We start from the raw sequence: 23707 nt of genomic DNA, 5'->3' as shown, positions 1-23707 counted from the left end.
TTTCCAGATATGTGACACATCGTCCGTAGACCGATCGTCCGCAGAGACTGAAAATTGGCAGATGAGTCGATCGAAACAGAAGATTCTGCGTGCTTTAGGTCATCTCGTAAAGCAACGCAGGACAGCGTTGGGAATTTCGCAAGAGGAGCTCGGAATGCGGGCTAATTTAGACCGCACCTATATATCTGGAGTCGAACGCGGAGTCAGAAATCCGTCCATCACTGCAATTGCAAGTCTAGCTAGCGGCTTGGACACAACAGTTTCCAATCTTCTCGAAAATCTAGAAATAGAAGCGGAAAATATAGAGTGAGCAATCAAGATTTAGCAAGCACAATTAAAGCTCAATTAAAACAAGACTCAACTCAATTCAAAGTCTTTAATCTCCTCTCAGACCAAAAATGGCACTGTCGGGAGTGCGAAGGCAAACAGATAGCATCAGCTCAATATGCTGGCGGTGGCGGAATTCAGGGATTGCAGCGCGGAACAAGGAAGCGCCCCGGTCTTGTTATTCTAACAGAAAAGAGATACTGTCAAACTTGTCAGGCAACACGCTTGGGCGATTTGTGGACAGGAGAAATTAAATCAGCAAATTCTGCTGCTAACATACCCGCTTCTCTGGTAAACAGAATTCTCGAAGTTTACTTTTATACAGATGTAATCGAACAGAGAAAACGAGCAGCTCATGAGCTAGTAATTGACCATAGATTCCCAATGGAGCGTTGGGGAGATAATGAGCCACCCCACCTGGCATCTATGAGCGAATCTGAAATCAAGGCAAAGTTTCAGTTGCTCAAAAAAGATGCTTCAGGCAATCACAATCTTCTAAAATCTCGAAGTTGCGAACGCTGCATCAAAACAGGGAAAAGAGGCACACCTTTCGGAATCAAGTTTTGGTATGAAAGAGGCGAAGACTGGCCTTCCATACATCAGCGCGGCGCTGAAGCTGAGGAAGGCTGCACAGGATGCGGCTGGTATGATTTTGAAACTTGGCGAAATACTCTCAATCAAAAACTAGCTGAATCTGTTCGGGAGGTTTAACAGTAACTAAGCTAGGCTTGTTAAGCGCAATATCAGTCAAGTATGGAATAAGTGCAAAACCGATACACTCTGCTAAGCGGGGCGGTACGGCATTTCCAATTTGCCACATTGCCTTTTTCATTGAACCTTCAAAAATAAATGAATCCGGGAAAGTTTGCAATCTAGCCATTTCGCGAGCGGAAATAACGCGATTGAGATAAGGATGAATATGAGTGCCACCGTGATTTTCTTTAACAGTCATGCTCGGTTTTCCCGGATACTGTCGCTTGAAAGCATCGGCGTAGCTTTCATACAAAGAACCGCCTGGTGGAACTTTAGCAAGTCTTTCCATGTACTCAACAGAATGACGAGTCCATTCGTGGTTAATTTCCGGTATGGGAGTATACTCTGGTAAATCATCAATTGCTGACTCAATCGCTTTGTATTGTTCGGGCAACAATTGCGGCTTCGGATAGGGGTTTGGCATCCCGAATCTATTGGCAATAAAAATGGCTCGCGGCCTGATTTGCGCGACTCCATAGGCGGCTGATTCAAGCACCGAAACGGACATATGGGGATAGCCAATTTCCTCAAAAGCCTCGCAAATGGCTTGCTTAACAGCTCCTTTTTGTATAGTCAATATTCCCGGTACGTTTTCCATGACAACATACCAAGGACGTATTTCAGAGACTACGCGGACCAACTCTCTAAATAAGCGATTTCGAGGGTCGTTGGGGTCGCGTTTTCCTGCAACTGAGAAGCCTTGACACGGCGGCCCGCCTACAACAACATGAACTTCTGGCGAACCAATTTCAGCGAGCAACTTTTGGGGATTTAAGTTTTTTATATCGTCGCACAAGTGATGGCAATCGGGAAAGTTTTTTGTGTGAGTTGCCGAGGCGATGGGATTAATTTCAACGCTTGCTACTGGTCGAAAACCTGCTTGCAATAAACCTTGGGTCATGCCGCCCGCACCGCAAAAAAGATCGACAAATGTATAGTCTGATTTTGGCAGTGACTGAGATTCAATATCAATGAATATCTTGTAGGGGTCGCAGTCATTTGCTTCTAGTTCGCGTTGTATGCGTTCGTAACGCCCTAATTTTGCTTTCTTTTGCTTTTTGGCAGGAATTGGTTCTGACTCATTTGAGAATAAAGACAGTTGTATTGCTTCCATTTTATATTTTTTTACTGCGTTCTATCTGATGTCGCCCACTTGGGGCAGGGTGTAGAGCTCGATCGCGCTTGGAGTCGGGGAGTGCGATCGTCCTATTGTACATCTGCGCGGGGATGCAAGACTCAGAAACCCTGTTTCTGAAAGCAACCAGGTTTTTGTAGTTTGGGCGATCCGCTACAATATGCTAAACCTCGTTAGCTGGCATTCTTCTCTATTCGCCAATAAATGGTTCCAAATGAATAGCCATTAATATTTTGGTTTGACTTCGCCCTTGAGTGCATTTACTCAAAAAGTATTGCGGTTTTCAGGGTTATTGGCTAGAATAGCCAACCTCTCAAGTAAAAAAATCCCACCAACGAGACAGACATTTCCGACATTCGCTTATGACCATTGCCTATACTCCACCTTGGCTGCTGAACAACGGCCTATTAATGACGTTGTACACCGCATTAAGGGCTAGTCGCGGTTGGGAAAAGACGATCCCTTACCCAGAACCCCCTTACCGAGAACACATCTTTACTGGCGCCTGTGGAGTCCCGATTTTCGGCTGGGTGGCCATCCCCGAAAATGCCCGATATACCATTGTCGGCACTTACGGCATTACTGGCGATCTGGATAATCAATGGTATCTGAAGCTACTAGGCCGTAAAGCCTATGCCCAAGGCTGTGCAGTGGTATTATTTGACTGGCGAGCTCATGGCAAAACTGCCCAACTCTCTCCCACCCTGACTTCTGATGGCCTATACGAAGGCGAAGATTTCGTTCGGATTGCTGCCGCTGCTAAAGAAATGGGATGTCCCGCGCCTTTTTGGTTCACGGGTTATTCCCTGGGCGGACAATTAGCCTTGTGGGCCGTAAAATCAGCTCAGACGATCGCAGATTGGGGGCCTGACTTAGGGATCGAAGAGTCAGAACTAGCAGGCGCGGCGGTGATTTGCCCCAGCTTGGACTCGAACCGTTCTCTGTCTTATCTAGTTAAAGATGAGTGGGGGAAATTTTTAGAAAAAGCGATCGCGCGACAGTTAAAAAAACTAGCAAAACAGATCGCCACATCACATCCAGGGGCGATCGATCCTGCCGCTATTGAACGCGCCAACAGCATTTGGGGCTTTGACCATGAACTGGTAATTGGCCCGTTAGGTTTCTCCTCTGTCGAAGAATACTATGACGCTAGCAGCGCTCTAAACATTTTGCCTCACCTCAAAAAACCCACTTACATCCTTTATGCAGCAGATGATCCGATGTTTGACCCGGTGCTTGTCTCTGAGTTGCAAGCCATTAGCGCGAACAATCCTGCCTTAGAATTAGTGGTGACAGCCTACGGCGGTCATGTTGGCCATATCAGTAGTAAACGTTGTCAGCATCAATTTGCTGATAGCGATCGGTGGTGGGCATGGAATCGGATTTTACAGTGGTTCGATGCCTTGAGTGTGGATTAAGATTATAAAATAAAACTTGAACACTCTTCGGCAATAGTTGCGGGGATGAAAGGATTAGAGGGTTTAATCACTCCAGTCCAGAACCTTAAAACTATTTCGCAAAAACACTAGACATCGGGGCAAAAGCTGACTGGCTTACTGGGACACAATTGTTCATAATTTGCACAGCCAGTTGACTTAACCTAGATGTGACGCCAGCATAAGGATTAGAAGCAATTCTAGTTAAAAACTGGTGAATAAATATCGATTAATTTATTCGTTTTTTTGATTATTGTGTCAGCTATTAACTAGGTAAAACTAAAGCTCCAACTCTCAATCTAATCAAACCGCAAATTGCGAGAATTACTCTGTCGTAATGCCTTTTTCTTAACCCAAATTTTTATTGAGCCACTCGCAACCAGCATTCCCCCACCACAAGCTGGGTATAAAATTCGCCCGTAATTCGGCTCTATTACATCGACAATCAGCTTTACCAGTGAAATTGGAGTAAAAAACTCTCCGCCTTTGGGCCGTTCTTCCTAAGCAAAATTCCCCAGGAAATACTGAGAATTTTTCCCAGACACATCCTCAGTAATGTTTGCTGTGGGAATCCGATTTAAGATTTTAAACAACTCCCGCAAAATCGGTTTTTCCAAGCTGTTGTAATTTCTAGGCAAAGCGCCGCCGAGTTGCTCATTCTCCGAAGCGATCGCCTTCATGGCCGCATTAATCGCCCCGCCAATATCCTCTGCTTCCGGGCGATCGATCAAATAATCATGCGCGGGCAGTTTCCGGCAAATAAAGCGCCCAAGAGTGCCTGGTAATCCGCCTTACCCACGGTACGCAGCCTGCTGCTTCGCGCTGCTATTTCCCCAGAAACCAGCGCAACCTTATAGTCAGCATAGACCAGAAAAACTAACCCCAAAACGGAGACGGAATATTCCGAAGGCTTGAGTTTAGAGTTTACCTAGAGTTCGTCGGCTGCTTCCCAAAGGCATTTTTCGAGTTCGGTATAATGGGCTGGCATTGTTAGTATTATCTTCGTATGTCCTTGATAGATTCCCTCGTCTTCGGCAACAACAAACAGCACCGCCTCATACAAACTTTTATCTTAGTTGAGAGATGGGACGCTCGCATCAAAGTGTTCATAAGCGGGTTTTTGGCCGTTGCTATCGGTTTTAACTGAGATGTTGCACCAGTTCCAATAACCCCCTGGGGTTGAAACCCCCGGCGGGTTATTGGAACTGGTGCAAGATGTGAGTTGTAAGGCAGTATTCTCGTAAAAAACCAGGTTTCTGAGTACCCGCGCCTCGATTTTCAGCTTTTAGAGAGAGGTAAAAAGTCCCCCGATCGCTGCACTATGATTAACTAGGAACTCAGCAATTTTGGAGAAGAGGTGAATTGAAATTCGTTTCCGACCCGCAAATAAAAGTCAAAATCCGCAAAATGAACGAGCGGGTGCGGTGGCAAGAACAGTCGATCGTCCATCGGGGAATCGACCAAACTCGGATGGTTTTAGAAACTCAAACCACCGACTCTCCAGAGTTTTCGTTTTTAGTCGTAGGCGACAGCGGCACGGGCAATCACCGCGGCTACAATCCCCAGCGGCAGATTGCCGAACAGATGGTCTCCGAGCGCGAAACTTGCCGTTTCGTCCTCCACACGGGCGATGTAGTTTATCTCGTCGGTTCCAGCGAATATTACTTGCAAAACTTTATTCGCCCCTACCGAGAATTTATAGTCGGCGGCGAGCATCCATCTCGGATTGCCTACGATCGCATGGTGTTTAACTTTCCCTTTTTGCCCGTACCGGGAAACCACGACTATTACGACTTGCCGATAGTCTACGGCATTCTGTCGGCGACAGCATTGCCGTTGCGCCGGCTGTTGGGTTCCAAGTTGGATCTCGATGTCGGCTGGCACGGTTCCGATCGCGGAAATACCTACGCCAAAGCCTTTCTCGACTACCTCAAAGCTCACAAAATGCCGGGAGAGCTCGATCGCCACCTAGACGCCCACTACACCGCCAGCACCAGCACAGGCCGCTGCCTCCGCTACCAACCCGGACGCTTTACCCGCTTACCCAACCGCTACTACACTTTCCGCAGCGGCGGCATCGACTTCTTCGCCCTCGACTCCAACACCTTCAACGAGCCCTTACCGATCCCGAAAACCAAACAGGGCGACATTCGCCGCCAGAATTTGGAATTCGATCGCCAGAAGTTGGAACAAGAAAAATTGGTAATGCTCGAAATGTGCGATCGGCTCAACCCCCAAATTCCCGAGGAAGCCGAACAGCTAGACGATTTAGCCGCCAAATTAGAGCAAGTTGACGAAATGTTGATGGATATTGACAAACAACTGTCCCCCGACAAAACAGCCGCCACCGACGTTGAACAGCTCGAATGGCTGAAAAAAAGGCTGATTGACTCTTGGCGCGATTCCGAGGTGCGGGGGCGGGTAATTTACCTGCACCACCCCCCCTACGTGACTGAGGCGACAAAGTGGAATCAAGCTCAAACTTTGGCGGTTCGGTTGCGATTGCGCGAGGTGCTCGACTGGGTAGCCGATGCAGTTGGGGAAGTGGCGCGGGGGCGTCCGCTAGTAGATTTGGTGCTGACGGGCCACGCTCACTGTTTGGAATACCTGCGGACTGGGGATACTGGACACGGCGACTCTGGGATTAATTGGATTGTCTGCGGGGGAAGCGGCCACAGTCTCCGCCGCCAGCGCCCGGAAGGGCCGATGTTGCAGGAAGCCTTGAGTCCTGAAGCTTATCGGTTGGCGCGGCAGTCTGGTTCCGAAACAGCCAGCCGGCGGGTAGCGGAATCTTTGCTATTTGTCGGCCGCAGCGGTCAAGGTTCCTACAAACGCCGTCCTTATTCGTGTTTGCGGATTGATGTTCTCGATGGGTGTCCCCCGAAGTTCCGCATCCGACCTTTGGTTGTTGAACGATTTGAGGGGAAATGGCAGGATATCTCGATCGAACCTTTTGTGATTTAACTTTCGTTTTTCTGCAAGTCTCGATCCCCTTTAAAAAGGTGGACTTTGACAGATTCAGGTTCCCCCTTTTTTAAGGTTAGAGGCGATCGAGAGCCGAATGCTCGCACAAAATACTCGTATCAACTTAATTGAGGAAAAAAATTCAATGATTGCTAACTTAACCGCCACCGGCTGGGAAATTATTTACCACCGCGCCCACGCTTTACTCGCAGCCCAACTTGGCGGACAGTGGAAGCGCTCGAAATCTCCGCTTCGCTTGTACGAAACCATAGCCGCGATTTCGCATCACGATGATTTGGAGAAAGAGTGGGAAGAAAATATTTTGACTGAAGCGGGCGCGCCCTTTGATTTTACGTTGCAGACGGAAACTTCTCTGCCGAAAATTAAAGCCATGACGGAGAATTCCCTATATCGTGGTAGGTGGGTAGCCATCCTAATTTCTATGCACATGAGCTATCTCAATGAAGGAAAGCGGGGAGAGTCGAAGGAACTCGACGAGTTTTTGGACGAACAACTGGAAAATCAAAAAAAATGGCAAAAAGAGTTGAATATTTCTGAGGAAGATGCTAAGGCAGCTTATGCTTTTTTCCAGTGGTGCGATCGGCTATCATTAATTCTTTGCTGCCGCGAGTTACCGGCCGGAGAACGAGCTTTAGAAATTAGTGTCGGCCCGGACGGCAAGCGCTACGATATTGTACAGCACAGCAACGAACTCGTGACTGTAACTCCTTGGCCTTTTGAAGACGATAAGTTTACTGTGAACGTTGAAGCGTGCCTTTTGGATAAAGTCAAGTTCGACAGCAACAAGGAAATCAAGGAAGCGTTGCACAAAGCTCCCCGCGAAGTCTTAGAGTGGACTTTTGTCAAGTCTTAATTAAACCTTTGAAAAATAGGTGAGGGTTTTGGTCGAAGTTTAGCGGCCATGGCATTTGTGTTAACTTAATGTTAAAACCATGTCTAAATCAGGGTTATAGTTGAGTCGTGCTCCCCCTTAACTCCCCTTAATAAGGGGGGATAAGAGCAGTTAAAATGGGTCTTATTAAGGGGGATGCGATGGCGCTCGAAACTGGGATACAAACGAAAAAACCCCTGGGTTTCAGGTTCGCCATTACCCATTACCTATTACCAAATATGGAACGTTCAGCTTGCCTAATTTTTAATCCCGTCGCCGGCCATAGCGACCCCGACCAAGACTTAGCTAAAATTCAGGAACTTTTAGAGCCTTTTATTGACTTAGACATTCGGCTGACAACCCCAGAAGTAGACGCAGATCAAATCGCTCGCGAAGCAGTTGCTAGAGGAGTTGAGGCAATTATTGCTTGCGGGGGCGACGGCACATTATCCGCAGTCGCTGGGGCGATTGTGGGCACAAATATTCCTTTAGGAATTATTTCGCGGGGAACGGCTAATGCTTTTGCTAATGCTTTAGAAATTCCGAATACAATTGAAACCGCCTGTGCAACTATTTTTGGAGGGTTGACGCGAGTGGTGGATGCGGCGATTTGCAACGGTGAAATGCCGATGGTTTTGTTAGCAGGAGTGGGCTTTGAGGCAGAAACTGTCGAACTTGCCGATCGCGAAATGAAGAATCGCTGGGGAATGCTGGCTTACATTTTGTCGGGAATTAAACAGTTAAACAATTTAGAAAGATTTGAAGCGGAAATCGAAACCGAAGATAGAATTATCAGCCTTACTGCTGTGGCCGTCACCGTAGCGAATGCAGCCCCGCCTACTTCCATTTTAGCTCAAGGCCCGGCGGGGATTATTTTTGATGACGGCTTGCTGGACGTGACGCTGGTTGCGCCTCAAAATAAAGCTGGGGCGATCGCAGCTTCTTATCACCTATTGCAAACAGCTTTGACCGGCAATCCTACGGATCGCGACGACATCGGTTATTTGCGGGCAAAAAAAGTAACAATTAGTGCCGATCCGCCTCAAAAAGTGGTGGTAGACGGCGAAATCATCGGCATGACTCCAGTTTCTATTGAGTGCGTTCCGGGAGGTTTAACTATTTTTGTACCGCGAATTGAAGAAGAACCTGTGGTGGAAAAACTCACCGGTTTAGCGGACATCGAAATTACATTGAAATCCTGAACTTAAAATTTTTAGCGACACAAACAATAAGAAAGACCGCCCGGGCGGTCTTTCTTTTTTAGGCGTCTAAAATTTGGCGAATGCGGCGCTCCAAACGTTCTAGGTCGAGTCCGCCTTCATCGCGGCTGATACGGCGCACGGTGACGTTAACATTGTTCAAATCTGCCAGCAAATCTTGCAGGATTTCTTGTTGCTGCCGAGCTTGAGTTATTTCGCGCGGTTCCTGCACCAAATCGCGAACGATTGTATCTTCTGCGCGCGAAGCAACGATCGGGTCTGCTTCGCCGTCTACGTGTACGAAAGTGCGCCGACCGGGCCCCCGTTCTTCTTCAATTGGTATTACTGCTGTTACTCGGTCGGAGCGTACATATTTGCCAAATCCCAGGTGGACTAAGACGGACGATTGTATTTTCATAGATAGCAAGTTTTATTTGTTAGTTATCTATATTTTAACTTTTAAAAATCGGATGTGGCAACTAAATTCGAGCTATTGTTAGTACAATATTGGTGAGTTTTCTAGGTATTTTATTGTGGTCAAAACTCGTAAAATATGCTAATATATTTAGCGATAGTCCGGCATTCCGATATTCGCACAATCCGACAGTTCCCTGGGTTTCATATCGTTTCTGGTTGCACCGGAATAATCAAATCGAGTCAACAGTTAAGACTCAACTATTCAGTTTTTCCACCCGCCCGTCAACAGTCAACAATCAACAATCATTCTGGTGTAACCGGAATGGATATCAACCCCTGTCGGACTGTAGGAATATGGCAAATCTCGGACTGTTAGATTATTGTCGGAATATGGCAAATCTCGAATTGTGCGAATCTCGTTGTCAGTGCGCGACAGTTCGCTGATGGGTTAACATAAAAATAGAGCAGTTTGCGATCGCCCGCAACGCATTTCAGGGACATAGCCTACCGATTCTAGATTTGAGCATTACTTCCACAGAAAAACAGGAAAGCCTAAATCATGCTAATTAGTCTCGACTTAGTTATCAGCCTCCTGACGGCAATTCCCTTGGGCACTATCAAAGACAAGTTTCAGCGAAACGAAACTGTCATCAAACTCTTAAAAAGATTTAACCTCGACCCCGATGCTCCGCCCGCAGATTTTAGCGGAGTTTATGTTTATACTTTAGTAGAGTACGGCGCGGGCAAACCCAAGCAAATTTTAGAACTATTTCGTCAAAAAGAGATTGAATCAGCATTTCGCAAAGCCTTCGAGTCCGATAGTCCAGCCATTTTAATTCAAGCAGGCGATGACTATCTGAATGAGAGTGCTTTAGGCAAAGAAATTAGAGATTTAGGCATTGACCCCCGACGGGAATTCATGGCCTTTGCCGCCGTGTTTATGGAAGTAGCAAAGCGGACGCGGACGCTGGGAGATGTGATGGTGGGAAATGCGATCGCCTCTTTGCAAAAACGCCTATCTATGGTAATGGATCGCATCGAACGCCTTCCCACTCTGGAAGGAATTCGCACCGAATTTGCACGACTGGAAGCTGAAGATTATCCCGCACTTGCCCCCGCAGCATCAACCAATATTCAAAAGTCTCAAGCTTTTATTTTATCACAACAAGTTCGCGGGTGGTTTGAAACATTAAGTTATAAGTTTGAAACCTATCAAATCTCGGAAGATAACTATTTTGAATGGATTATCAATGTTCCTGTCAGACGCAATCGGTACGATCGCATTTTAGTGCGCGGAATTGCCGGAGAAGCGGGACTCAGGGACATCTCAGCCTTGCGCGATTCGGTGGAAAAACAGCGCACCGATGAAGGGTGGTTAGTCACCGCCCGCCGCATCAGTCCCGCCGCGCGGGATGAAGTAAAGAAAGCAGAAAATCGTCATTTAGCTTGCTATACTTTCGATGAATTGCTCGACCAAGATGCCGATTTTAGCGCTTATCTGAATTGGCTAGAAACAGAAATTACCAGCCGAGGAATTGATACCAAATATGTGCCGCTAGCCTGTACGAAAGAAGAAATTGACCCCGATACTCACCGCAAGATAGGCGTGAGTCATTATGGCGAGCGAGATGGCTGGATCGAAGGTTATATTGACCTGTGGTTGAATGACCCAGTAAAAGAACATATTTCAGTTTTAGGAGAATTTGGGACGGGGAAAACTTGGTTTGCGATGCACTATGCTTGGATGGCGCTGCAACACTACCGAGATGCTCAAAAACGCGGCTTAGAACGTCCGCGTTTGCCGTTAGTAATTCCTTTGCGGGATTACGCGAAAGCAGTTAGCGTCGAGTCGCTATTTTCCGAGTTTTTCTTTCGGAAACACGAGATACCTCTGGCGGGTTATTCTGCCTTTGAACAACTCAATCGCATGGGCAAGTTTCTGCTAATTTTCGATGGTTTTGATGAAATGGCCGCTAAGTGCGATCGGCAAGAAACCATCAACAACTTCTGGGAACTAGCAAAAGCCGTTGTTCCCGGCGCAAAAGTCATCCTTACTTGCCGTACCGAACACTTTCCTGAAGGCAAGGAAGGACGGGCATTGTTCAATGCAGAACTGCAAGCATCAACAACCATTTTAACAGGCGAAACTCCCCAATTTGAAGTCTTAGAATTAGATAAATTTAACGACGAGCAAATTGGGCAAGCGCTGTCTTTTCAAACAGAAGCGGCGACAGTCGAAAAAGTGATGGGAAACCCGCAACTATTGGATTTAGCGCGTCGCCCGGTGATGACCGAGTTAATTTTGGAAGCATTGCCGGATATTGAAGCTGGAAAACCAGTCGATATGTCGCGGATTTATCTGTATGCGGTGCGGCGGAAGATAGAGAGAGATATCAAAGCTGAACGTACTTTTACTTCTGTAGCAGATAAGCTTTACTTTTTGTGCGAACTGTCTTGGGAAATGCTATCTACCGACCAAATGAGCCTCAATTATCGCGGTTTTCCCGATCGCATTCGCAGCTTGTTTGGTTCCGTCGTGCAAGAGGAAAAAGACTTAGACCACTGGCACTACGACATGATGGGTCAAACGATGCTGATTCGCAATGCAGATGGCGATTATACTCCGGCACACCGTTCGTTATTAGAGTTTTTTGTCGCCTATAAATTTGCAGCAGAATTGGGAGTTTTGGCAGCAGATTTTACCGAATTAGTTGCGCCTGAACAGTCTTGTTTAGATCGTAATGCAGCGCCTCAAAAATATAGTTGGTCTAATTATTGTCGGCTGCAAGCCCAGAAGAGAAATAATGGTGAGCTTATTGCGCCTTTGAAAGGATTTGCGGCGGAAGATTTAGGACAACTCCGTCAGAGTTTCGGATACGCGCCGCTGACAAAAGCAGTGATGGATTTGTTGTTACCAATGGTAGGGGCGGTGTCCTCGTGCCGGCCCTGCCTCGATGTAGCGGCAGCTACGGAAGAATTATTGGAAATTCTGGAAGTAACGCGGGGAAAAACTGAAAGTGAGGTAGGTTATGTGGGAGGGAATGCGGCGACCCTGTTGGTGAAAATCGAGCGCACTGGGTTAGAAACAAAAGACTTTTCTCGTGCAGTTATTTTAGGTGCTGATTTTACAAATGCTAGTCTGCGCCACGTCAATTTTGCTGAAGCGAATTTGGCTAATTCTGTTTTTACTAAAATCTTCGGCAGGGTGCGAACAGTAATATTTAGCCCTGATGGCAAAGTGTTAGCTACAGGTGATAGTGATGGCGTAGTTCGCTTGTGGGAAGCTAGCAGTGGCAGAGAAATATTGACCTGTAAAGGACATACCAACGTCGTGGAGTCTGTCGCCTTCAGTCCAGACGGCGAGATACTTGCTAGCGGGAGTTATGACAAAACAATCAAGTTATGGGATGTCAAGACTGGTGAATGTTTAAAAGTGTTGCAGGGACATACGGAATCAGTAATGTCTGTCACCTTCAATCCTGATGGAAATATACTTGCTAGTGGGAGTTTCGATCGCACGGTAAGGTTATGGGATATCCGCACGGGTGAATGCTGCAAAATTTTGCAAGACCATACTGAAGTTGTATTTTCAGTTGCTTTCCATCCTGCTGGTGAGATGCTTGCTAGTGGAAGCCGCGACAGAACCGTGAGGCTATGGAATATCGGTACTGGTGAATGTGTCAAAACTTTGCAAGGTCATAGTAGAAGCGTGTTTTCAGTGGCTTTCAATTTTACTGGTGAGATGCTTGCTAGTGGAAGCGCCGACAAAACAGTGAGGCTGTGGAATATCGGTAGCGGTGAATGTCTCAAAACTTTGGAGGGACATTTCGATCAAGTACGGTCCATCGCCTTGAGTCCAAATGGCGAAATACTCGCAAGTGGAAGTTTCGATCAAACAGCGAAACTGTGGGAGATCCGCACTGGTGAATGCTTGAATACTTTACAAGGGCATTGTAATCAAGTAGGGTCAGTAGCTTTCCATCCTGCGGGTGAAATACTTGTTAGCGGAAGTTATGACCAAACGCTGAGGCTGTGGGATATCGCTACTGGCGAATGCTTGAATACGTTGCAAGGACATAGCACTCAAGTAAGGTCAGTAGCCTTTAGTCCAAACGGTGAAATTATTGCCAGTGGCGATGACGAAAAAACAGTCAGGCTGTGGGATGTCAACACTGGTGAATGCCTCCAAATCTTGCAGGGTCATCTCGATCGGGTACATTTAGTTGCCTTCCATCCAAACGGTGAAATACTTGCTAGCGGAAGTTATGACCAAACGCTGAGGCTGTGGGATATCCGCAGTGGTGAATGCCTCAATATTTTGCCAGAGAGTGGAAAAGAAGTACGGTCGATCGCCTTTAATCCTTCGGGTGAAATACTCGCCAGTGGTAGTTATGACCAAACGGTGAGGCTGTGGGATATCCGCAGTGGTGAATGCCTCAAAACCTGTCAAGGGCATAACAGTTCATTATACTCGGTTGCCTTCAGTCCTTTGGGCGAAATATTTGCCAGTACAGGTTATGACGGAACGGTGAGGCTGTGGGATATCCATACTGGTGAATGCCTCCACATCTTGCAGGGGCATACCGGTTCGGCACCCGCGATCGCCTTTAGCCACAACGGTGAAATACTTGCCACTGGAAGTATCGATCAAACAGTCAGACTATGGGATGTTCGCAGCGGTGAATGCCTCAAAATCTTGCAGGGGCATACTGATTGGATACGTTCAGTGGCCTTTAGTTATTCTAGTGAAATAGTTGCTAGTGGAAGTGTCGATCTAACGGTAAGACTATGGGATATTCGTACAGGTGAGTGTCTAAAAATTTTCCCATATAACACCAGTAGAATTAACTCAGTTGCCTTCAATTATGATGGAAAACTGATTGCTGCTTGCAGTCGGGATGGCACAATTATGATTGGGGATATTGAGACTGGTGAGTGCCTCAAAATACTCAAAAGTGACAGACCTTATGAACACATGAATATCAAGGGTGTTACGGGTTTAACGGAAGTTGAAAAATCCACGCTCAAAGCTTTAGGGGCTGTGGAAAATTAATCATCGCAAAGGAGGAAGTATGCAGTCAGCAATACGGATTACCACCAAAGTTCTGGCAGGAAATAAACTTGAAATTCAAGTGCCGCCTGGATCTGTTGGTGAAGAGGTTGAAGTTTTTGTGATTATACCCGAAAAGCTCCAGAGATCCAAAGAAAATCCTTGGAAAACTTTTTTTGATAGTTTAAATATGTTCTCGGACGATTTTAGGCGAGTCAGGGCTCACCCTTCTGTGAAGACAAGAGAGGCTTTAGAATGAGATTTTTACTAGAGTTATCCCCAGCATCGCTTACGCATGGGTAAACAGAAACCGGGTTTTTTACGAGCATACTTGGTTGAGGCCAGCAGAAACAGCCAAAAACCCGGTTTCTAAAGTAGCCTACTGACTAAACTGTTGAGCGTAGTAGCCAGCATAGCGATCGCCCTTTTCCAGCAACTCCTCGTGCGTCCCAGATTCGACAATTCTGCCTTTTTCCAAAACTAAAATGCGATCGGCTCTCCGCACAGTAGCCAAGCGGTGCGCGATAATAAACACAGTGCGATCGCGCATCAATCTTTCCAGCGCTTCTTGCACTAAACCTTCGGATTCCGAATCCAGCGCCGATGTCGCTTCATCCAAAATCAATATTCTGGGATCGAGCAAAACTGCACGGGCGATCGCAATTCTTTGTTTCTGTCCCCCAGATAAGTTTACACCTCTTTCTCCTACCCAAGTTTGATAACCGTCGGGAAACTCACTAATAAATTGATTAGCGTTAGCAATCTCCGCAGCTTTTTGCACATCTTTCAGTTCATAATAAGATTGACCGAAAGCGATATTTTGAGCAATCGTACCCGAAAAAAGAATAGTTTCCTGGGGTACAATGCCGATTTGCCGCCGCAGAGTATTTAAGGTGACATCTTGAATATCAATACCGTCAATTAAAATCTGTCCCGCTTGCGGATCGTAAAATCTGGGTAGCAAATTTACTAAAGTAGTTTTACCCGCACCCGATGCACCCACGAGAGCAATCATTTCTCCGGGAAGCACCAACAAACTCATGTTTTGCAGAATGGGTGTCTCTGAGTTATAGGCAAAATTAATGTTGCGATATTCGACTTTTCCGGTAACATGGGGAAGTTCGCTCGCCCCAGGCTTTTCGACTACTGTTGGTTCAATTGCTAATAATTCAAAAATGCGATCGCTAGAAGCTTCTCCCTGCTTAAAATCCCCGTAATTAGCAGTTGTGATAGCGATCGGGTCAATTAACAGCGCCACCCCTGCGATATAACTTATAAATTGAGTACCTGTGAGATTTCCTTGAGAAATTTGCCAACCTCCCAGGAAAAATAGCAAAATTACGCTCATCGCTTCTAGAAAGCCAACTACAACGAACTGAAGTGCTTTTATTCTTTCTGACAAATACTTAGCGCGGCGGTTTTGTTCTGCTTCTTCTGCAAAGCGGGCAATTTCGTAGTCTTCAGCCACAAATGCTTTGATTAAACGAATGCCGCTGAATACTTCTGTCAGCAAAGCGGATAAATCAGAGATTCGATTTTGACTTTGGCGCGAGTAACTTAGCAGTTTCTCGCCAAACCAACCAATTAAGATAGCCATCAGCGGTGCAATAATTAATGCACCTAGAGTTAATTGCCAGTTGAGATAAATCATATATCCCAGGACGGCAATTAGCTGCAAAACACAAGGGATAAACTGATGAAAAAATTTATTTACGACTTCGCCAATGCGGTCAATATCTTCGGTGAGGCGGTAGGATAAGTCTCCGGTTTTGGCAGTTTCAAAGTAGCCGATATTGAGTTTTTGCAGGTGGGAGTAGACTTTTTTGCGGATTTCTAAAGCAATAGTCAAAGCAGCTTTTGCCATCAGCGTATCTTGACCGTACTGGGCTGTACCGCGAATTAGAAAGATAATGGCGCTTAGTGCAGCAATTTGAGCGAACCCTTGTAAATCTCCTTTGCCTATAAATTTGGCTGTTTCGCCAACTAGCCACGCTATAATCGGCCAAAATACGGTAAATACTACGGTACAAGCTAATGCTTTACCGATGGTTTGTTTTTGGGGACGGAGGTAGGGTAAGATTTGCCAATATGTCGATCGAGTTTTCAAGATATTTTGCCCTCGCAAATTCTGTTTTTGGGGATCTCTGCAAGAATATTCAAACTTCGATCCCCCCTAACCCCCCTTACTAAGGGTGGCACAAGATTATTATTCAAAGTCCCCCTTTTGAAGGGGGATTTAGGGGGATCTCTGCGTAAGTCATAGAGATATCTGAGCCTGAATATGATATCAGCGATCGGACAAATCTCAACAATGATTCTTCACCGAAAGCATCCGGGATACAAAGCCCCCGGATTCATCCGTGGGGTTAATTGTCCAATTCTTCAATTCTTTAATCTAAAATCTAAAATCTAAAATCATTCTTGACCGTCGGCATGAGTCGCCTGCACCTTAGCCCCTGCCACAACTTCGCCCCGAAAAGCGGCTGACTGTCCGGGTGCAAGAGTAACTGGTTGAGCGAAGATAAATCCGTTGTCAATTAAATTGCCTGACTCGTCCAGAACTTCATAATTGACTTTGACATTCTTGATTATTTTGCAGCCTTGATTAAGGACTTGACCGCTGAAAAAGTTGCCGTCATAATTAGTCGCCGCAATTGACACTTTTGCAGCGATGTTGGAACCGGGAATGCAAGTTTGGGCAGTTCCAGATGCTGGTTGTTTATCGCACAATTTGCCCAAGTCTACTGTTTTGCCGTCGGGGGTTTTCATGTAGCAAAACGGTTCATCAACGGGTGAATTTTGAGCAAGTGTATTTGTAAAGTTTGTAAGCAAAGGGCGAGCCGAGATCGGCGACATTAGGAAACTAGATAAAGCTAGTGTTAAAGGTAAAACAATCATGTTTTTTTGCAATAAATTGTACATGATAATTCATATATTTTTTACGTTTGCATATCTCTATGTATGGTTCACCTTACGAGTAATTTAAATTTTCGGGCGGGCTAAAAGCCCACCCCACAGGAATTAGATGGGTGAGCTAGGAGCAACGGCCCACAAGAATTAGATGCGCGCCTTACGAGATTATCTAATACTCGGCTTCCTATTCCTAAGATTCTGCGCTCCGGGAATTTTCCGGCTCGGACGGCGACTGTTCAAACTGCTCGCAGTTCGAGTATTCACAGCATCAGCAGCAGCTATTAAACCCAAATCTTGCAAGATTTCCACAGCCGCTCTTTGTCCAGTTTCGCAACCGCCTTCCATGTAACCTTGATTTTCCAGCGAAGTGTGTTCCCCCGCAAAATATAAATTGCCAACTCGTTCGCCTTCAACCCCGTACATTTGCGTCCACTGTCCGACTAAATAGCAGGAATAAGAACCTTTAGAAAAGCGTTCTCCCGGCCAATAAGCTCGCACAGCTTTGCCCGATCGCAAATTTCTCACTCCGGGAAAAACTCTTTCAAATTGGTTCAAAAATCTTTGTGCTTGGTCTTCTGGAGTTCCGGCACCGATCGACAAACCCTGCTTTCCTCCTGTAAAATTAGTAACTAAACCGTTAGGAGTAGGAACAAAAGGCGTAGCTTCCCAGGTATTCTGGAATCCTAAATCGCTATAAACAGAAGCAGTCGATCGATAAGGTTCCCGCCAAATTCGGCTGCGGTAGCCGGTAATTAACTTAGAATTAGTACCGTAACCCAACTGCTCAATCGCCCTGCGCTTTGGTTGGGGCAAAGGTACGTTAATTTTAACGTCTCGCAGAGTGCTAAACGGCAAAGTTAACACAACTCGCTCGTAAGTGCGCTCAAACGCGCTTTGTCCCGATCGCAAATTTACCCGATAGCGGCCATCCGGCAAAAGAGTAATCGCTTCCAAAACCGTCCCCGCCTCGATCGAACCAGACAATTGACCCGCCAAACGGTTGATAATTTGACTGTTGCCACCGTCAATTTGATAGCGCTCATCACTGTCGCCGTACAATTCAAAACTGCCCGCTTCAGAACCGATTAAAAACAGCAGATTTAACGCCGACTGTTCCTCGGGATCTCGACCGTAGAATACCGTATAAGCAACCCGCAACAATTGTCGCAGTACCGTGCTAGTATCAGCTTGGTCTAGATATTCAGCGATCGAAAGATTGTCCAATCTTTCCGCTGCTTCTGTAAAATCAAGATAGCTAATTTCATCGCCAACCGCCTCCAAATCAGCACTAATTTTACTCGCTAGCGGCGCAAAATCCGCGATTATTTGCTCAAGAGGAAATCGTCGCCCTTCAAAGAAAAAAGTATCCTTCACAAATCCACTCTGCACCTGGGCTAAGTCGATCGCCCGCAAACCCAATTCCGTCGCCAGCGAGATTAAATTAGTGTGGCCGGTGTCAATAAATTCTCCCCCCAGATCCGCCGGAATCAGCGTTCCAGCCACCTTGGGAATAGTGCGAATCCGCCCCCCCACGCGGTTAGTTGCCTCGATTATATCGGCGCGCACGCCCGCTTGGCGCAAGCGATAAGCCGCCGTCAAACCCGCAATCCCCGCACCCACAACCAAAATGGGCGATCGTCCGCCCTGTTGAGCAAAAGCTCCCCCTCCCTCCCTGGTAAAAGTCGCAGCAGCGACAGCCCCCGCAGCAGCTAAGCCCCCGTGCAGCAAGCGGCGTCGAGATATGGGAGAATTGGGAATGCCAGCGCTCAGCATTCCCAGCAGTTCATCAGCCGGAATGCCCGTTTCCCTTGATTTCTGAGCAATACTCGCAGCGCGGCGCAGCATTGCCATCAGTCCAGATTTAGCCATAATTAAGACATCCTCACAAAACAAAACTTTGATGTAAACTGGATTCTCGATCGTCCACTTTCCAGACTAAAGTCCAGAGAGATTTTTTTAATAATGCTAACCCTCAGAACACTGTTCGACAGCAAATTTTATCTCGAAAACAACCCAGATGTCGCCGTAGCAGTTGCCAGAGGCACGGTATCGAGTCCTTTCGATCACTACCGAAAAATTGGCAAATTTGAAAATCGCGACCCGAATGCCCTGTTCGACGCGAGCTATTATTTAGACACCAATACAGATGTAGCGGTATCAGTCAAACTCAATGGCGTTTCAGCAGCCGATCACTTTATTAGATTCGGTCAATTTGAAGTTCGCAACCCCAACCCATTCTTCGATGTTAATTTTTATCTAACAAGCAACCCAGACGTGCTGACCGCAGTCCAAACAAATCAATTTACCCCATTTGAACACTACTTCAAAGCCGGTCAATTAGAAAACCGCAAAGCCAGCGTTTTCTTCGATCCCAGCTTTTATCTAGAAAAATATCCGCTGGTAGCAGCAGCAGTCAATAGCGGCGCAGTTAAAAGTGCGATCGACCACTACATTCAATTCGGTCAACAAGAAGGACTGTTGAGCACTCTCCCAGATACCGCCGACAATTTGAACGCAGCAAAAAGCCTGGGCATTCTGACAGAAATTCAAACGGCGAGCGATTTTGTGGGAGCTGCTGAACCAGCCGACATTTACAGTTTCATCCTCAATACTCCCAGCCTTTTCAGTGTAACTGTTGACGGTTTGAGTGCAGATGTTGATGTTGAATTACTTCAAGATCTCAACGGCAACGGCGCAGTTGGATTAGATGATCTTATTGCTTCGTCTAACAATTTAGGCACGGCTTCAGAAACCATTGTCAGCAATGGGGCTTTACCTGGGGGGACTTATTTTGTCCGCGTTTCTCAATTTCAAGGCGATACAAATTATGACTTGAGATTGCTAGCGGCTCCCTCAGTAATACCGCCCCAATTTTAAATCAAAATAACGTATATAGCAAGCCTAAATTACCCAAACAAACCCAGACTTCTCCTCACTTCTCCTCTCTTCCTTCGCGGTCTTTGCGCCTTCGCGGTTCGTAAAAAAAACATCGGGTTTACAAATGATTTAGACTTGCTATAAAACAGGTTGCAAAAAGAGCGAGCGACAATTTGCCCCGGTTTCACTTATTAGTTGCTGGCCCGCTGGGAGAAGGCAAAGATTGAACAGGTGTCGGAGGCCAATTAGAGCGACTTCTGGTGAGAGTAGTAGACACCAAAGCATAGCCCAAAACAGCAGGAAGCACGATCGCACTCAGAAACACGATCGTCGCAGCCCAAGTCATCGCATTCGAGATCGGGCCGTAATGAGTGCGGTAAGGGTCAAACGTTGGTAAATTAGGCCTCGGGGCGTCCCGCAGCGCGATCGGACGTTTGAACCGAACCCGCCTGTCGTCGAGCTTTTCGAGTAAAATCCAGCCAACTTCCGCCTCTTCTTGGCACAGCTTGTGAAAAATCGCAGGATTGCGAAACAAATCGTTGCTAGCCCGCACAATCTTGTACTCCCAAACCGTCAAATCAACAGGATTAGGAGCGGGTTTGGGATTGCCATTGGAGCGCGCATTTTCAGGCGCATTAAAATTATCCTCTTGAGATTCGTACCGAGTCAAAACTTCCTCCTCCTCGTCGTATTTTTGCCCAGCAGCCAATTGCTCGCGGCTCAGCAATACATCCGCGAGCGCAGCCTCCAAGCCGAGACTGCCAACCATCAAACTCCAAATCAGAATTTCAACCATAAAAGGAGTTAAAAGTTAAAAATCAAAAACTAAAAAGACTCGCTTTTAACTTTCAATCTTTAATTTTCAAATAGCCTTCCACCACACAATCTGCACCCACCGCGCGCCAAGAAACCCGCTCTAAAGTCAAAGCATCAGTCATTGCCGAAAACCCCAAATCTCCTACAGGAGTTGGAGCTCCTTGGCCACCGACAATTTTAGGAGCAATAAAAGCCATAATTTTTTGAACTGCACCCTCAGTAATTGCCCTCGCCGCCAAAGTGCCGCCGCACTCCCACAGTACAGAAAGAAAAGATCGATCGTACAAATAAGCCATAACATTAGTCGGTGTCAGAGGCGAGAGCTCCACAACTTCGACCCCTTTGGCGATCAAAAATTCCTGAAATTCTGGGTTAACCCCAGGCTCAGTCAACACCAAAGTAGCCGCCACAGAGGTTTCCCACAACCAAGCCGACTTCGGCAAATCCAGAGTGCGGCTCATCACCACCCGCAGGGGATTATTCCTATCAGGCTGGTGACTTGTCAGTAAAGGATTGTCCAGACGCACCGTATTTCCCCCAACAATCACAGCATCGCAGCCGACGCGCACCCGGTGTACCTCGCTCCGAGCCTCCTCGCCTGTCACCCAAGCGCTGTGGCCGCTACTGGTAGCAATTTTACCGTCCAAAGTCATTGCATATTTCAAAATTCCAAAAGGCCGGCGGTACAAAATCCGGTGCACAAAAGCCTCGTTGAGTTTCTGGCAAGCTTCCCCTTCCACTCCCGCCACCACTTCAATGCCAGCCTCTCGCAACCGGGCCAGCCCAGTTCCAGCTACCAAAGGATTCGGATCGACCATGCCAGCCACTACTTTTGCCACCTTGGCCTTAACTAGAGCTTCGGAACAGGGGGGAGTCCGGCCGTAGTGGTTGCAGGGTTCCAGGTTCACGTAGACGGTCGCTCCTTCGGCGAGTTCCCCCGCTTCCCGGAGCGCAAAAACTTCGGCGTGAGGTTGACCGGCACCGGGATGAAACCCTTCGCCGACAATCTTGCCGTCTCGGACAATTACTGAACCGACAAGGGGGTTGGGTGCGGTTTTGCCGAGAGCACGGCGAGCCAATTCTATGCAGCGGCGCATCATGGCTCGATCAAACTCTTGAATTTCGCTGTTGTCCAGTTGTTTTGTACCTTGCTGCTGTCCGTTAGCTAAGCTGGCGATCGCTTGAGCGTCCGCCGGAAAAGTTTCCATAAGATTTTGGTATTATATCTATCCCTGAGTGTACTTACTTTAACACTCTCTACAGGTAAAAACAGGTTAGATATCTGGGAAGTTTGCTTCTGTATTAACCCCTAAATAATGTCGTTGTATTATCTCAACGCTGTTACCGCAAGCAGTAGCTAACAAAAGTAAGTCTGTGCCAGCCTGTGCCATAAGGGTAATGAACGTATGGCGGGTATGATAAGGACTGAGGTAGCAACTGATTGCGCCCGATTCTGCAAGTTGTGTAACTATGCCGGGATAGCGATAAACTTTATCTTTTGCACCGCAACGGGCCTCTTGCCATAAGTCACCAAAAGTATTCGTGTTGTAAGAATTACCTTGTGTATTAACAAAAACTAAATCAGTGTATTTAGCGTTAATAGGCTTAATCCGATTCAACAAATCGTTAAGCTTAGGGTAAATTTTGAACAGTCGCACCTCACCCGTTTTAGTAACTTGAGTGTTTTTCAATCGTCCGTTATAAGACTTACTAAATCTGACATAGTTTTTGTCACGTCCAATAAATACATCTTGCCATCGCAGGGCGAAAGCCTCACCACTACGACATCCAGTTAAAAACAGAAATTCAACTAACGGCGCAGCTTGGCGATGTCTCCGACTTGAAGACTCATAGAATGCCTTGATAATAGTATCTCGCTCTTCCTTAGTAAAAGCGCGACGGTCGCTTTCATTAGAATCAATGTCAGTATTATCAGTCTCCCACCATTCTTTAACTTCTCCTGCTGCGTTAATTGTGGGTTTGTACTTATCCTTTTTATTTTCTGTATTTCCACCGATAGTCACAAACGGGTTAACAGTAAGCTTTGTTTTACCCATAGATTGTAATCTGGCAAAAGCTTGAGAAAGTTCGGCTTGAACCCGTACTTTATTTCTAACACTTGCAGTTTGTTGAGTAATCCGTTGCTCTAGATTGCTGTCTGAAAGCAAGAGGCTATATATTTCACTTCCATTGTCAATAAATTCATGTCGGGAATAATCCCAGTGCAATCCTTTGATGATGTTGGTGTAAGTTCCGCGAAAAATAGTCTCAAACGTAGTCGGCTGCAATTGTGGTTGTTTCCAAATCAAGTAATCCTCCCACATTGCCCCTACTGTCATCTCAGGTTCAGGCTCAGGTATTGGTGCTGCTAATTTCAATTCAGCGGTGTACTTGGTTTTTAAACCGTACTTAGCAAAACTGGGGTCAAACAACTGTTGCCAGTCTGGGTGCTGCAAGTCACCTTCAATCCGGTAAGCAATCGCAACTGCTTTTTGCCAGTTCTCGGGTGTGTCTTTCATCCCTAAACCCTGATGCTTCCGCTTCCCGCCAAAAATGGGATTGTACTTAGTGCTGAATTGTAACCGAAGGCTACCTTTATCGGACTGAACAGTAATCGTCTCTGGTAGGGCTGGTGTTTTAGCGTACATATTGATTTTTCAAGGTTCTGTAAGGGGTTCAAATTTCTATCAAATTTCTATCAAATTTCGGTGAATCGAGGGATAAATGTACTTTGCTAAAAACTATAAAAGCAGCCTAGCATATTTACTATTAAAGTCTACTCACTTTGATGGTAAGTTTGGCTGCGATCCGACGATCGATCGCGGCGGGGGCAAACTGTACGTTACCACTGATACCAATTTTATGTGAAGTTGCATATAATAGAGAGATAGCTTGTATGGTGCGTTTATGAGTCGTAGTTTAAAAATC

General features: G+C 46.4%; 19 protein-coding genes and 1 pseudogene. 10 read left to right on the top strand and 10 right to left on the bottom strand.

The features are described 5' to 3' along the window. The first annotated feature begins 61 nt into the window (after positions 1-61). Complete coding sequence (locus tag QUA42_RS24625; RefSeq protein WP_333140902.1) at positions 62-310, top strand: helix-turn-helix transcriptional regulator; 249 nt, start codon at positions 62-64, stop codon at positions 308-310. Next, positions 307-1038 (top strand): restriction endonuclease, encoded by a 732-nt coding sequence (locus tag QUA42_RS24620; RefSeq protein ID WP_333140900.1) that lies wholly within the window; start codon positions 307-309, stop codon positions 1036-1038. The genes QUA42_RS24625 and QUA42_RS24620 overlap by 4 nt, the downstream gene beginning before the upstream one ends. On the opposite strand, the gene QUA42_RS24615 is transcribed toward QUA42_RS24620, so the two are convergent. Then, positions 1001-2194 (bottom strand): DNA cytosine methyltransferase, encoded by a 1194-nt coding sequence (locus QUA42_RS24615; protein ID WP_333140898.1) that lies wholly within the window; start codon positions 2192-2194, stop codon positions 1001-1003. The genes QUA42_RS24620 and QUA42_RS24615 overlap by 38 nt on opposite strands. A gap of 383 nt (positions 2195-2577) precedes the next feature. On the opposite strand from QUA42_RS24615, the gene QUA42_RS24610 reads away from it, so the two are divergent. Next, the gene (locus QUA42_RS24610; RefSeq protein ID WP_333140897.1) at positions 2578-3633 is read left to right on the top strand and encodes an alpha/beta fold hydrolase; all 1056 of its coding nucleotides are present in this window, start codon (positions 2578-2580) and stop codon (positions 3631-3633) included. 317 nt (positions 3634-3950) lie between these two features. On the opposite strand, the pseudogene QUA42_RS27880 reads toward QUA42_RS24610, so the two are convergent. Both QUA42_RS27880 and QUA42_RS24605 read right to left on the bottom strand, forming a co-directional pair. Further along, positions 3951-4130: pseudogene (locus tag QUA42_RS27880) on the bottom strand (N-6 DNA methylase); the annotation flags it as partial. 21 nt (positions 4131-4151) lie between these two features. Continuing rightward, positions 4152-4382 (bottom strand): hypothetical protein, encoded by a 231-nt coding sequence (locus QUA42_RS24605; RefSeq protein ID WP_333140895.1) that lies wholly within the window; start codon positions 4380-4382, stop codon positions 4152-4154. Positions 4383-5013: 631 nt separating this feature from the next. On the opposite strand from QUA42_RS24605, the gene QUA42_RS24600 reads away from it, so the two are divergent. The 3 genes from QUA42_RS24600 to QUA42_RS24590 all read left to right on the top strand — a co-directional run bounded on the left by QUA42_RS24600 (position 5014) and on the right by QUA42_RS24590 (position 8709). After that, a complete protein-coding gene (locus QUA42_RS24600; protein WP_333140893.1) occupies positions 5014-6615 on the top strand; it encodes a metallophosphoesterase in 1602 nt (533 codons plus the stop codon). Positions 6616-6760: 145 nt separating this feature from the next. Continuing rightward, positions 6761-7489 (top strand): DUF3891 family protein, encoded by a 729-nt coding sequence (locus QUA42_RS24595; protein WP_333140891.1) that lies wholly within the window; start codon positions 6761-6763, stop codon positions 7487-7489. A gap of 257 nt (positions 7490-7746) precedes the next feature. Then, complete coding sequence (locus tag QUA42_RS24590; protein WP_333140889.1) at positions 7747-8709, top strand: YegS/Rv2252/BmrU family lipid kinase; 963 nt, start codon at positions 7747-7749, stop codon at positions 8707-8709. Between the two features lie 58 nt (positions 8710-8767). Here the strand turns inward: QUA42_RS24590 and QUA42_RS24585 are convergent, their stop codons facing one another. Then, positions 8768-9124, bottom strand: coding sequence for a hypothetical protein (locus QUA42_RS24585; protein WP_332949806.1), 357 nt, complete (start codon positions 9122-9124; stop codon positions 8768-8770). 558 nt (positions 9125-9682) lie between these two features. Here QUA42_RS24585 and QUA42_RS24580 point away from each other — a divergent pair. Then, a complete protein-coding gene (locus QUA42_RS24580; RefSeq protein ID WP_333140887.1) occupies positions 9683-14176 on the top strand; it encodes a WD40 domain-containing protein in 4494 nt (1497 codons plus the stop codon). A gap of 19 nt (positions 14177-14195) precedes the next feature. After that, on the top strand, positions 14196-14432 hold the full coding sequence (locus QUA42_RS24575) for a hypothetical protein (RefSeq protein ID WP_333140885.1): 237 nt from the start codon (positions 14196-14198) through the stop codon (positions 14430-14432). Between the two features lie 120 nt (positions 14433-14552). Here the strand turns inward: QUA42_RS24575 and QUA42_RS24570 are convergent, their stop codons facing one another. From QUA42_RS24570 to QUA42_RS24560, 3 genes are all read right to left on the bottom strand, one after another. Next, the gene (locus QUA42_RS24570; protein WP_333140883.1) at positions 14553-16280 is read right to left on the bottom strand and encodes an ABC transporter ATP-binding protein; all 1728 of its coding nucleotides are present in this window, start codon (positions 16278-16280) and stop codon (positions 14553-14555) included. 308 nt (positions 16281-16588) lie between these two features. Next, positions 16589-17095 (bottom strand): FxLYD domain-containing protein, encoded by a 507-nt coding sequence (locus QUA42_RS24565; RefSeq protein ID WP_333140881.1) that lies wholly within the window; start codon positions 17093-17095, stop codon positions 16589-16591. A 156-nt stretch (positions 17096-17251) separates the two neighbouring features. Then, positions 17252-18955, bottom strand: a complete 1704-nt coding sequence (locus QUA42_RS24560; RefSeq protein ID WP_333140879.1) for an NAD(P)/FAD-dependent oxidoreductase — start codon at positions 18953-18955, stop codon at positions 17252-17254. Positions 18956-19048: 93 nt separating this feature from the next. Here QUA42_RS24560 and QUA42_RS24555 point away from each other — a divergent pair, with 93 nt between their 5' ends. Further along, complete coding sequence (locus tag QUA42_RS24555; RefSeq protein ID WP_333140877.1) at positions 19049-19963, top strand: PPC domain-containing protein; 915 nt, start codon at positions 19049-19051, stop codon at positions 19961-19963. Between the two features lie 184 nt (positions 19964-20147). Here the strand turns inward: QUA42_RS24555 and QUA42_RS24550 are convergent, their stop codons facing one another. The 3 genes from QUA42_RS24550 to QUA42_RS24540 all read right to left on the bottom strand — a co-directional run bounded on the left by QUA42_RS24550 (position 20148) and on the right by QUA42_RS24540 (position 23427). After that, on the bottom strand, positions 20148-20759 hold the full coding sequence (locus QUA42_RS24550; RefSeq protein ID WP_333140876.1) for a hypothetical protein: 612 nt from the start codon (positions 20757-20759) through the stop codon (positions 20148-20150). A 52-nt stretch (positions 20760-20811) separates the two neighbouring features. After that, positions 20812-21987, bottom strand: a complete 1176-nt coding sequence (gene ribD / locus QUA42_RS24545; RefSeq protein ID WP_333140874.1) for a bifunctional diaminohydroxyphosphoribosylaminopyrimidine deaminase/5-amino-6-(5-phosphoribosylamino)uracil reductase RibD — start codon at positions 21985-21987, stop codon at positions 20812-20814. Between the two features lie 66 nt (positions 21988-22053). After that, positions 22054-23427, bottom strand: a complete 1374-nt coding sequence (locus tag QUA42_RS24540; protein ID WP_333140872.1) for a tyrosine-type recombinase/integrase — start codon at positions 23425-23427, stop codon at positions 22054-22056. Between the two features lie 76 nt (positions 23428-23503). Between QUA42_RS24540 and QUA42_RS24535 the strand changes: the two genes are divergently transcribed. Next, complete coding sequence (locus tag QUA42_RS24535) at positions 23504-23647, top strand: hypothetical protein (RefSeq protein WP_333140870.1); 144 nt, start codon at positions 23504-23506, stop codon at positions 23645-23647. Positions 23648-23707 lie beyond the last annotated feature (60 nt).

The organism is Microcoleus sp. Pol11C2 (assembly GCF_036701505.1).
GTDB lineage: Bacteria > Cyanobacteriota > Cyanobacteriia > Cyanobacteriales > Microcoleaceae > Microcoleus.
This window is presented reverse-complemented; position numbering and strand designations above follow the sequence as displayed.

What these genes read in the sequence shown, in the direction of transcription:
- QUA42_RS24575 (WP_333140885.1), top strand. Translation starts at nt 14,196, where the DNA reads ATGCAGTCAGCAATACGGATTACCACCAAAGTTCTGGCAGGAAATAAA.
- QUA42_RS24590 (WP_333140889.1), top strand. Translation starts at nt 7,747, where the DNA reads ATGGAACGTTCAGCTTGCCTAATTTTTAATCCCGTCGCCGGCCATAGC.
- QUA42_RS24560 (WP_333140879.1), bottom strand. Translation starts at nt 18,955, where the DNA reads ATGGCTAAATCTGGACTGATGGCAATGCTGCGCCGCGCTGCGAGTATT.
- QUA42_RS24585 (WP_332949806.1), bottom strand. Translation starts at nt 9,124, where the DNA reads ATGAAAATACAATCGTCCGTCTTAGTCCACCTGGGATTTGGCAAATAT.
- QUA42_RS24610 (WP_333140897.1), top strand. Translation starts at nt 2,578, where the DNA reads ATGACCATTGCCTATACTCCACCTTGGCTGCTGAACAACGGCCTATTA.
- QUA42_RS24550 (WP_333140876.1), bottom strand. Translation starts at nt 20,759, where the DNA reads ATGGTTGAAATTCTGATTTGGAGTTTGATGGTTGGCAGTCTCGGCTTG.
- QUA42_RS24565 (WP_333140881.1), bottom strand. Translation starts at nt 17,095, where the DNA reads ATGTACAATTTATTGCAAAAAAACATGATTGTTTTACCTTTAACACTA.
- QUA42_RS24615 (WP_333140898.1), bottom strand. Translation starts at nt 2,194, where the DNA reads ATGGAAGCAATACAACTGTCTTTATTCTCAAATGAGTCAGAACCAATT.
- QUA42_RS24625 (WP_333140902.1), top strand. Translation starts at nt 62, where the DNA reads ATGAGTCGATCGAAACAGAAGATTCTGCGTGCTTTAGGTCATCTCGTA.
- QUA42_RS24580 (WP_333140887.1), top strand. Translation starts at nt 9,683, where the DNA reads ATGCTAATTAGTCTCGACTTAGTTATCAGCCTCCTGACGGCAATTCCC.
- ribD (WP_333140874.1), bottom strand. Translation starts at nt 21,987, where the DNA reads ATGGAAACTTTTCCGGCGGACGCTCAAGCGATCGCCAGCTTAGCTAAC.
- QUA42_RS24535 (WP_333140870.1), top strand. Translation starts at nt 23,504, where the DNA reads ATGTACTTTGCTAAAAACTATAAAAGCAGCCTAGCATATTTACTATTA.
- QUA42_RS24595 (WP_333140891.1), top strand. Translation starts at nt 6,761, where the DNA reads ATGATTGCTAACTTAACCGCCACCGGCTGGGAAATTATTTACCACCGC.
- QUA42_RS24540 (WP_333140872.1), bottom strand. Translation starts at nt 23,427, where the DNA reads ATGTACGCTAAAACACCAGCCCTACCAGAGACGATTACTGTTCAGTCC.
- QUA42_RS24555 (WP_333140877.1), top strand. Translation starts at nt 19,049, where the DNA reads ATGCTAACCCTCAGAACACTGTTCGACAGCAAATTTTATCTCGAAAAC.